14 protein-coding genes are annotated in these 9,352 nt (G+C 29.5%); all 14 read left to right on the top strand.

The window, feature by feature from the left end:
• Positions 1-279: 279 nt before the first annotated feature.
• The 14 genes from ACREVU_RS08790 (at position 280) to ACREVU_RS08725 (ending at position 8,875) form a co-directional block, all read left to right on the top strand.
• Positions 280-561 carry a hypothetical protein gene (locus tag ACREVU_RS08790; RefSeq protein ID WP_431551230.1) on the top strand — a complete coding sequence of 94 codons (282 nt, stop codon included), beginning with the start codon at positions 280-282 and terminating at the stop codon, positions 559-561.
• Between the two features lie 286 nt (positions 562-847).
• Complete coding sequence (locus ACREVU_RS08785) at positions 848-1,543, top strand: HAD family hydrolase (protein ID WP_431551229.1); 696 nt, start codon at positions 848-850, stop codon at positions 1,541-1,543.
• 69 nt (positions 1,544-1,612) lie between these two features.
• A complete protein-coding gene (locus tag ACREVU_RS08780) occupies positions 1,613-1,780 on the top strand; it encodes a hypothetical protein (RefSeq protein ID WP_431551228.1) in 168 nt (55 codons plus the stop codon).
• A 198-nt stretch (positions 1,781-1,978) separates the two neighbouring features.
• Entirely contained in the window at positions 1,979-2,314 is a 336-nt protein-coding gene (locus tag ACREVU_RS08775; protein WP_431551227.1) for a hypothetical protein, read from the top strand.
• 409 nt (positions 2,315-2,723) lie between these two features.
• The gene (locus ACREVU_RS08770) at positions 2,724-3,317 is read left to right on the top strand and encodes a GNAT family N-acetyltransferase (RefSeq protein ID WP_431551226.1); all 594 of its coding nucleotides are present in this window, start codon (positions 2,724-2,726) and stop codon (positions 3,315-3,317) included.
• A gap of 121 nt (positions 3,318-3,438) precedes the next feature.
• Positions 3,439-4,068: a class I SAM-dependent methyltransferase gene (locus tag ACREVU_RS08765; protein ID WP_431551225.1), complete on the top strand. Its 630-nt coding sequence runs from the start codon at positions 3,439-3,441 to the stop codon at positions 4,066-4,068.
• A 65-nt stretch (positions 4,069-4,133) separates the two neighbouring features.
• Positions 4,134-4,874 carry a Type 1 glutamine amidotransferase-like domain-containing protein gene (locus ACREVU_RS08760; RefSeq protein WP_431551224.1) on the top strand — a complete coding sequence of 247 codons (741 nt, stop codon included), beginning with the start codon at positions 4,134-4,136 and terminating at the stop codon, positions 4,872-4,874.
• 68 nt (positions 4,875-4,942) lie between these two features.
• Positions 4,943-5,227, top strand: a complete 285-nt coding sequence (locus ACREVU_RS08755; RefSeq protein WP_431551223.1) for a hypothetical protein — start codon at positions 4,943-4,945, stop codon at positions 5,225-5,227.
• Entirely contained in the window at positions 5,227-5,439 is a 213-nt protein-coding gene (locus ACREVU_RS08750; protein WP_431551222.1) for a hypothetical protein, read from the top strand. The genes ACREVU_RS08755 and ACREVU_RS08750 overlap by 1 nt, the downstream gene beginning before the upstream one ends.
• Positions 5,440-5,550: 111 nt before the next feature.
• Positions 5,551-5,937: a GNAT family N-acetyltransferase gene (locus ACREVU_RS08745; protein ID WP_431551221.1), complete on the top strand. Its 387-nt coding sequence runs from the start codon at positions 5,551-5,553 to the stop codon at positions 5,935-5,937.
• Between the two features lie 65 nt (positions 5,938-6,002).
• On the top strand, positions 6,003-6,620 hold the full coding sequence (locus ACREVU_RS08740) for a histidine phosphatase family protein (protein WP_431551220.1): 618 nt from the start codon (positions 6,003-6,005) through the stop codon (positions 6,618-6,620).
• Between the two features lie 63 nt (positions 6,621-6,683).
• A complete protein-coding gene (locus tag ACREVU_RS08735; RefSeq protein ID WP_431551219.1) occupies positions 6,684-7,487 on the top strand; it encodes a lipid II flippase Amj family protein in 804 nt (267 codons plus the stop codon).
• Positions 7,488-7,671: 184 nt separating this feature from the next.
• Positions 7,672-8,499 (top strand): class I SAM-dependent methyltransferase, encoded by an 828-nt coding sequence (locus tag ACREVU_RS08730; protein WP_431551218.1) that lies wholly within the window; start codon positions 7,672-7,674, stop codon positions 8,497-8,499.
• A gap of 118 nt (positions 8,500-8,617) precedes the next feature.
• Entirely contained in the window at positions 8,618-8,875 is a 258-nt protein-coding gene (locus ACREVU_RS08725; RefSeq protein WP_431551217.1) for a hypothetical protein, read from the top strand.
• The last annotated feature ends 477 nt before the right edge of the window (positions 8,876-9,352 follow it).

The raw sequence follows: 9,352 nt of genomic DNA, 5'->3' as shown, positions 1-9,352 counted from the left end.
TCTAATTAGCAGAAGAACAAAAGTATTTCTTTTGTAGGAGAACATGTTAGACCATTAACTCGTAAGAGTTAAGGCTATGTTCGTTGAATCAGGAATCCCGTGACTTTTAGTCATGGGTAGTTCAATGAGGTGATATTTAATGAATAATAAAAGAGGGTCTAATATTTCGTTTATCGGGGGATTTTATGGGCTTTATTTACTATGCCAAGAGAGAGAAGAGTATTTCATTAATTCAAAATGGTATTTTGAAGGACGATATGTTACTTAAGGAGGGGTGCAATGCATAAAAATATAATAACAACTGTGAGTATTATTGGTATATTTATCGTTCTAACAGGTTGTAATTCAGTGAAAAATAAAGAGAATGAGGAAAAAGCAATAATAAATCAGACTACTCAGGAAAAAGTAATCGAAGTGAAAAATTCTGAGATACCTAAGTTTGAAGAAATGTATAAAGAAACAACAGAGATTGATATCTATTCTGGCCCAGAGGGAATGGATAAAGCTATAAAAATCAAAGATGACAAAATGGTATCAAAAGGGAGATTAGTTTTGTTTTGATGATCCTGCATTTGCAGTTGGGTATTTAGAAATCGATAAAAACAAATATGACCCGGATTTCAGCTTTTTCAGGTATATAAAAGATTTATCAGAATATAGTCAGTTTGATATAAACGTAGACAATCATGTTGGACAATTATATACAGAATGATAGGCCCTAGGAAGTAATTGATGCAGTAAAAGGGATAGTTAATGGATTTAGTATACTAAGAAACTTAAAACGTCGGCAATATGGAATAGTAGATTAATCTGATATTTTCAATAAAACTTATGTGGAGGAAGAATAATGGAGATGAATGGTATTAAAGCAATTTTATTTGATTCAGGTCGTACGTTAAATATACCTAGCACAGGACATTGGTTTATTACACCTAATTTCAAAAATATTATTGCAAACTCAAAATTTATTTATACAGAAAAACAATTAGATAATGCAATAACAAAAGCATGTGAGCATATTAACAAAATACTATTAGTTGAATCAGAAGAGCAAGAATTTTCTATGTTTAAAGAGTTTTATGAAATTGTATTAAGGGAGATTAAATATCCTAGCATTAATAATCAAATTATTGAACTTTTAGCACGTGATAATGTTTATAATGACGAAAAATTTTTATTCTTTGATGATGTAGAGCAGTCATTAGTGAAGCTAAAAGAAAAGTATTTACTAGGAGTAGTTTCAGATACTTGGCCATCATTAGAAAGAGTATTTATAAATAAGAATTTAAAACAATATTTTTCGACTTTCATAATGTCATCTGTTTATGGTTCCTATAAAAAAGAAAAGATTTTATTCAAAATAGCTATTGAAGAATTAAATATCAAGCCACAGGAAGCGATATTTATAGATGATAGTGAATCAAACCTTGTAGCAGCAGAAGAATTTGGAATGATTCCAATATTAATTGACAGATATGACACGCAAGACCTTATTAGCAAGTATCCTATAATTAGATCATTAAATGAATTGTTAGAAATTTAAATCTTTTTATAAAATCACATAGTATTATTAAATGGTTGTCGAGTATTTATAAGAAGGGAGATAATCTATATGGAACATGAAATGACTTTGTTTGAAGCTCCTTCCAATAGCATTAGAAATAGACAAAAGGGTAGTAAAAATATACCACTTACGACAGTTCACAACCCCATATCTAATGATGTGGGGTTTAATATATTAGAAAAGGAATCCATATGCTATATTAGACATAAATGGTGATAGGATACCCTATTTTATAAATACAAGAATCGCGACACGTAAAGGTAGATAACCATTTTAGACAATTTAATTCCTTATACTTGAAATTTAAGTTATAATTACCGTATACTTCTAGTAGTTACTTATAATTTACCTATTGGTACTAACGCTGCAAGCATAATATATGCAAATTTTATATTAATGGAAGGTGTGAACTTAATGATTAAAGATTGTCGTATAAAAGTAGATTATTTAGAAAGACTATTAACAGAAAATTCAGGGATAAACTACAGTGTACTCCATATTATGAGAATTTATGGAGGCGCACGAAAAGTAACATATAAAATAGAATGTGATCAGAACTTTTGTTGTATTCTTTATGTTTGGGACAATTCGATGAACTATTTTAATGAAGAAACAAAAGACAATATTGTATTTGAGTCAAATGGGGCAGATTTGTTTGAATTAAACAATAAGTTTCTTATTCAAAATGGAATTCGCACACCAATAATATACTATATCGACAAAAGCAAAAGGAATTTCATGTTTTTGTAGATGAACATCTCAATACTTATTTAATTGACATAGAGTCTGCGATGTTTTTTGACATAGAATATGAACATAGTTTTTTGGAGTTAAGATTTGGTGAGTTTTATAAATACCTAACTGCAAAGAATCTTATTTAGATAGATTAAGTTTTTATAGATTGCATTTGTATATATCGTGTCTTTCGGGTGCATTAAAATTGAAGCAGAAAGGCTATCCTGATATGGACGATGTTAATGGTATGATTTTAATTAATTCTAAACGAGTGTTGAGTTTTATACAAATATGATGAGTTTAAATATTGTTGATGGTACAATTGATTGGCCTGTAGCCATGAAAACAGAAATAATCCGCAACAAACTTTGATATATGAAGGATACCGTGGCTCAGGAGAGTGTTTCTGAAAGGGGTAGTTTAAATGAACAATAGTAATAATATGAACGTATTGAAAATCAATAAATCTTGTTTTGACATATTTCCAGAATTGGAATCTGATAGAGTGATGTATAGGGAAGTAACTTCAGAGGATGTAGAAGATATATTTAAAATTTATAGTGATCCGGAAGTTGCTAAATATGATTGGTATAAACCAATTGCTACTAAGAATGATGCACTTTCTATAATAAATCGTTATGCGAAAGAATTTCAAAATAAAGAAGAGCTTACTTGGGGTGTGGCAAGAAAGTATGATAATAAGATTATTGGTTATTGCTGCTTAGGGAGTTTTAATGATGATTCAAGAAGAAGTGAAATTGGGTATGGATTTAATCGTGATGAATGGAATAAAGGATATGCTACTGAAGCTATAACAGTTTTAGTGAAATTTGGATTTGATATCATGAATCTTAATAGGATAGAGGCCACTGTAACCCTTGGTAATGGCGCTTCTGTAAAAGCTTTAAAGAAAGCTAACTTTCTTCAAGAGGGTATTGTAAGAGAAAGAAGTGTTATGAAGGGAAAGTTTGAGGATGATGTTATATTAGCTATAATAAGAAAAGATTATAACCTGTAAATTGTAATTTGAAAAAATACTTACAGTACACAATTGTATAGGATATATAAATTGTGTACTTTTGGAAGACTATTAGGCTTGGGAGAAATATAAAATTGAATGGGTAGGTTGAAATAATTATATGAATACTTATTGGAGAAGTGTATGGACAGGTAGAGAAGTTAAAGATTATAAAAAATATATAAATTTAAATTATGAGTATAAATTTATAAATATTTTTAAGCAAAATAATATTTCACATATATGTGATGCTGCATGTGGATTTGGAAAATATAGTGCTATTTTGAGCAAAAATAATTTCAAAGTCAGTGGTTTTGATATTTCAGAAGAAGCAGTTAGTCTTACAAAGGCTATGCTTAATGATTTTGGTCTCAAGTTTATGGAGTTTTGTGTATGTAGTATAACCAACATAAGATATCAAGATGAACACTTTGATGGAGTAGTTGCACATGCAGTAATTGACCATCTTAAGACAACAGAAGCAATTAAAGCATTAAATGAACTTTTTAGAATAACAAAGAAGAATGGACTTATATATCTTTCTTTTGATGGGATTGAGGATGACGATAGTGAATTAAGCCATGAAGTACTAGAAGATGGAAGTTTTAAATATATAGATGATCTTAGAAAAGGTATGATATTTAAATATTATATTAATGAAGAAATTAAAAAACTTATTATAGGCAAACAAATATTATATTTTAACACAAAGCAAAATGGTGAGCGGGAAATAATTTTGAGAAAAGAGTAATTTTTAAGGTGGGTATAATTAAAAATAGCAAACTTTAAGTTTTTAATAATTAGGAGGAGAACAGTATGAAATTATTTCTGACAAGTAGCATTGGTGGAAGTTATAAGGAGAATAGCATAAGAATTCCATGCGCCTTTGATGGAGCAAATAATTTTTTGAATTTACTTAGAAAATATTTACCAATAAATTCAAAATGTCTTATACTAAGTTCTGACCCAGAGAATGAAGAGATGAACAATAGCTTTAAGATAGTATTTAGAGAAGCATTTAGAATCAGTAATCTCCCATTAGCAAAAATAGATATTTGTGACAGAAGGAATGAAAGCAACCTTGTTGATATGATATATGATTATGATTTATTACTGCTCGCAGGTGGACATGTTCCAACTCAGAATGAATTTTTCAACAGAATTCATTTAAAAGAATTGTTGAAAAGTTACGAAGGTATAATAATAGGTATGAGCGCCGGAACCATGAATTGCGCGGATGTTGTTTATGCACAACCGGAGCTAGATGGTGAAGCAATCGATATAGAATATCAAAGATATTTGGATGGCTTGGATTTAACTAAAATAAATATATTACCACATTTTCAAGACGTAAAAGATTTATCTGTTGACGGGCTACGAGTTTTGGAAGACATTTCATTACTCGACAGTAAAATAAGATCGTTTTATGCGTTAGTGGACGGTGCATTTATTTTTGTGGATGGCAATAGATCAGCATTGTATGGAGAAGCATATTGGGTTAATGATGGGAATATTGCGAAGGTATGTGATACTGATAAGAGTATAGAGATTTCATAGATTGCTGTATGTGAACTTAAAACAATTAAATCTATTCCTATATAGAAGCAGAGGCTACAAGGGGAACCTTGGAACAAAAGTTAACTTCAATAATTCCATTTTATGTTTTAATGATAGGAAAACTAATTTTCTATATGTTAATGGAACTTATAGAATTAGCTATAATACTTACGATATCTGTTTTAATTTTCCATGTAGGTATATCTATAAATTTTAAAGCTATTTTATTAATTACTATTGCAGGAATGTATGGTATGGGATTGATTTTTGGTGGACTCACATTGAAATTTAAAAACATAGGTAGAATAATGTACATCATTCAAATACATTACTGTTTATTTCAAATACATTAATGGTTGTTTCAAATAAATTTTCAATTATTAATTTAATACCATTAACAAATGGAAATGACCTTATTAGAAAAGCTCTTATAGGACAGGTAATTCCTATGACAGATTATTTTATATTAGCTGCAATTTCTCTAGCCTGGCTTGCAGTAGGAATTGTTACTTTTAACTATTTTAAAAAATTGAGTAGAATTGATGGACTTGTAGGTTCTTATTAATACACTTTTGATTGACTGAAAAAATCATAAAATATATTCGGGAATTTAACGGAAAAGTTACAATGGTTTTGGATAGTTTTGATTAATTATAAGTTATGTGGGGGAGATAAAATGTTAGTTCATAAAGGTACAACAAGATTTGAAACCAATAGGTTAATTCTTCGTCCTTATGTTATGGACGATGCAACAGATATGTTTAATAATTGGGCAAATGATTCCGAAGTTACAAAGCATCTATCTTGGCAAGCCCATACTAATATAGATGTTACTAAATATCTTATGGGAATCTGGGTAGATAAATATTCCTCAAATAAAACATACCATTGGGGCATTGTATATAAAGCGAATGGGAATCAAGTTATTGGGAGTATTGATGCTGTTAGAATAAACGAAGATTTAGAACAAGCAGAAATAGGTTATTGCATTTCAAAAAAATATTGGAATAAAGGTATTGTCCCTGAAGCATTAGTAGCAGTATTACTCAATATGCAATTTTAAAATCAGACCCAAGATAATTAGAATTACATTTGCTTGTTAGTTCATATTACGAAGGGGGATATAAAATGAGAAAAATTATACTAATACAGCATTGTCAATCTGAGCATCATATTAATAACTTGACAGGAGGGTGGACAAACACCCCACTTACTAATTTAGGACAAAAACAAGCTAATTTGCTTGGTGAAAAATTGAAAAATGAAATAGGTTCGGAAGAATATGCCTTGTACTCATCAGATTTATTGAGAGCAAAACAAACAGCTGATATCATTGATAATTATTTAAAATTAGGAATAATAGAAGAGTTTGGACTAAGAGAAATTAATAATGGTATTGCAGCAGGTAAAACAAAGGAGTGGGTAAAACAAAATGAAATCCCTATGCCAGCAGAAGGTTTTAATATAGACCACGAACCATTTTTAGGGGGAGAGACTTGGAGACAATTTTTTATAAGAGTTAGTAAAAGTATGGAAAAGATTTATAATTTGAATCAAAAGAATTTAATTATTGTTACACATGGATGTGCTTTATCATACATAATAGCCTGGTGGCTAAAATTAACACCAGAAATGTTAAATAATGCAGTTTTTTCTGCTTCACCTGCAAGTATTTCTGTGTTATTAGAAGGTAGGTTTAATCAAAGAGTACTAAAAAAGTTAAATAATACTTCGCATTTAACTTAACTGTCTTAGTTAGCACAGTTGGAATATAGATTGCTTAATATTTAAATAGAGAGGTGAAAGTAAATGTCTACACAAGTAATAATCGTTTTAATTCTTACAGTTATCATTTCAATAATTTCAACACTAGCTTATTCTGTAAGAATTGTTGCTGTAAGAACAGGAAGAATAGCAGTAGCTTTTGCAGTATTCAACATTTTTGCATTAGTTTCTAGAACTGCAAACAGTGTTCAAGCACCATTATTGGCTAAAACAATTGAAAATACTATAAAAACAGGAAATCCACAAAGTTTATTATCTACATTCAGATGGATATTATTATCCACAACATTTGCAACGATTATTGGCTCAGCCTTAATGCCGACCTTTATAAAAGTTTTTGGTAAGGCTGTGGAATCATTTAGTATTAATCGTTCTATACCTAAATTATTATTACATGGTTTCTCAAAATCAGGAATATTGCAATTTAAAAATAGTGTTACAAGACCAAAAAAAGAAAACTTGTCACAGTTAAAAAGTTTCAAAACTATGCCAAAGAAAATTATTTTACTTAACACGCTCGCATTTTCAATATCAACGGTTGGTGTTTTGGCATCACTGTATGCAGGATGTTTAAATCCTGCATTAAGAACAACCTGTAGTACATTGTCTGCTGTAATAACTGGGCTTTCAACAATAATCATGGTTATATTCATCGACCCATATATATCAATTCTAACAGATGATGTAATCAAAGGAGAATGTTCTCAATTGCAGTTTGATAGATGTATAATTTTTATTGTTGGCGGATTAATAGTAGGTACGATTTTAGCTCAGATTTTATTAGTTCCAGCAGCTCAAGTAATATCATTTATAGCTAAAACAATTTAGAATATAATGTCGTAAGAAGCATAAATCTTTATGAATTCTTATTTATAATGCAATAAATTTAAGTTCGATTTGAATCAGAAGATTACAAAGTTTAGTAAGTTATTAAAAAAGTGATAGTAGGATTTATGTCTAAATTTACAGTAACATACAAATACTCTTGATAATTAATTAGGGGGAGATATTTATGGAAAGCGAAGTAAGAGATTTTTATAATAAATATGGAGAAAGAGAGTGGAATAGATTAGAAGAAAATACGTACAGTAAAATTAACTTCCTATTACATATGCATTTTATAGAGAAATATTTGAAAAAGGGAATGAGAATTCTTGATGCGGGCTGCGGTGCAGGTAGATTTAGTATTGAATTTGCCAAAAGAGGGTGCAATGTAACTTTGTTTGATATCTCTGATGAACAACTTAAAATCGCTAAAGAAAAAATTAATGAGGCAAAAGTTAATGAAAATATTGAAGGTATATTTCAGGGAGATATTAGGGATTTATCTCAATTTAAGAATGAAGAATTTGATATGGTTGTTTGCTATGGTGCTCCGTTGTCTTATGTTCTTGAAAATAGAGAAAAAGCAATACTTGAGTTTAATAGGGTATTAAGTAAAAGTGGTTTTCTGTTTGTTAGTGTTAATAATAAATGGGGAATACTTAAAATGCTTTTAGGCAATAAATACCCTGATTTTTTTAATAATCCCGAATATTGGTATATAGATAAAGTTATGAAAACTGGCGATTTACCTAAACATGAGAAAGTTAATCAACCTGCGAGACACTTTTTTGAGGCTGTAGAACTTAATAGCTTAATAATGGAAAATGGATTTGATAAAATTAGTTTAGGGGGGAGTCCATGCTTTAGTTGTGGTAATTCTCAATCAGTTGAGGAATTGGGGAAAGATAAAAAAGCATTTAATACAATATTACAAATTGAGATTGAAACATATACAAAACCTACAATGGTTGATAGTGGAGAATTTTTACTTGCTAAAGGTATTAAAAAACGCTAGTTCACATTTGCTTAACTTATATTGTACTGTTCATTAAATTAAATAAATCAGGCGGTTAATTTTTTGTTGGATTGTTAATTATGAATGCACATTAAAAGATTATATGGGAGGTTGAGAAATGTTTTTCAAAACAAAAAGGGTACCTGAAGTAAAGTATGAAATTGAATCAAGAAATGAATGTTTGGATAATAATGATTTTATCTACAGATTTCGTGAGGAGTTAAATAAATTCGGTGAGATTAATGATCTCACTATTAATGCTGATACAAATGAAAAACTGAATAATTCGTTTATTATACCATTGGGTGGAAAAATTCCAGATGAATATAGTCATTCATATAATCAGTTTTTGCGTTTGGATGAGAAACGTATCTGAAAATTAATTCTATGCGACGATACAATGCAATGTTTGAATGATACACTTGAAAACCAAGAAAATGACACTAATCATTTGGTTTTATATCTAACAAATGATTGCACTAGTTTTGACATTAAAGACGAATGCTTAGGTATAGATGTGAGATATTAACAAATCCTAATTTTTTACATAGCGAATCAAGTTAATACATAAACTCTTATACAGATGCTAACAAATTGTAGAGGCCAAAACGACCTATAATAAAATGTTGCCGTCCACCTTGTCTGGTGGACTATTTTTTCATAGCAATGTGTAAATTTATGGTTTATAATCTAGATATAGGTTAAAGTTGATTGTTAAGGAAGTTGGGTAGTGTAAAGTGAGCTATGAAAAAATGAGAAGAACTAGTTTGGTACAAATATATGGAAAATATTTTTGAAATAGCTTGTTTTATTAAGATAAGAATGAAATAAGACAGAACAAAAAAGCCTTAAA

The sequence above is a fragment of the Clostridium sp. genome (genome assembly GCF_050717535.1).
GTDB lineage: Bacteria > Bacillota > Clostridia > Clostridiales > Clostridiaceae > Clostridium_AD.
This window is presented reverse-complemented; position numbering and strand designations above follow the sequence as displayed.

What these genes read in the sequence shown, in the direction of transcription:
- ACREVU_RS08765 (WP_431551225.1), top strand. Translation starts at nt 3,439, where the DNA reads ATGAATACTTATTGGAGAAGTGTATGGACAGGTAGAGAAGTTAAAGAT.
- ACREVU_RS08790 (WP_431551230.1), top strand. Translation starts at nt 280, where the DNA reads ATGCATAAAAATATAATAACAACTGTGAGTATTATTGGTATATTTATC.
- ACREVU_RS08730 (WP_431551218.1), top strand. Translation starts at nt 7,672, where the DNA reads ATGGAAAGCGAAGTAAGAGATTTTTATAATAAATATGGAGAAAGAGAG.
- ACREVU_RS08750 (WP_431551222.1), top strand. Translation starts at nt 5,227, where the DNA reads ATGGTTGTTTCAAATAAATTTTCAATTATTAATTTAATACCATTAACA.
- ACREVU_RS08775 (WP_431551227.1), top strand. Translation starts at nt 1,979, where the DNA reads ATGATTAAAGATTGTCGTATAAAAGTAGATTATTTAGAAAGACTATTA.
- ACREVU_RS08740 (WP_431551220.1), top strand. Translation starts at nt 6,003, where the DNA reads ATGAGAAAAATTATACTAATACAGCATTGTCAATCTGAGCATCATATT.
- ACREVU_RS08725 (WP_431551217.1), top strand. Translation starts at nt 8,618, where the DNA reads ATGTTTTTCAAAACAAAAAGGGTACCTGAAGTAAAGTATGAAATTGAA.
- ACREVU_RS08780 (WP_431551228.1), top strand. Translation starts at nt 1,613, where the DNA reads ATGGAACATGAAATGACTTTGTTTGAAGCTCCTTCCAATAGCATTAGA.
- ACREVU_RS08760 (WP_431551224.1), top strand. Translation starts at nt 4,134, where the DNA reads ATGAAATTATTTCTGACAAGTAGCATTGGTGGAAGTTATAAGGAGAAT.
- ACREVU_RS08745 (WP_431551221.1), top strand. Translation starts at nt 5,551, where the DNA reads ATGTTAGTTCATAAAGGTACAACAAGATTTGAAACCAATAGGTTAATT.
- ACREVU_RS08785 (WP_431551229.1), top strand. Translation starts at nt 848, where the DNA reads ATGGAGATGAATGGTATTAAAGCAATTTTATTTGATTCAGGTCGTACG.
- ACREVU_RS08770 (WP_431551226.1), top strand. Translation starts at nt 2,724, where the DNA reads ATGAACAATAGTAATAATATGAACGTATTGAAAATCAATAAATCTTGT.
- ACREVU_RS08735 (WP_431551219.1), top strand. Translation starts at nt 6,684, where the DNA reads ATGTCTACACAAGTAATAATCGTTTTAATTCTTACAGTTATCATTTCA.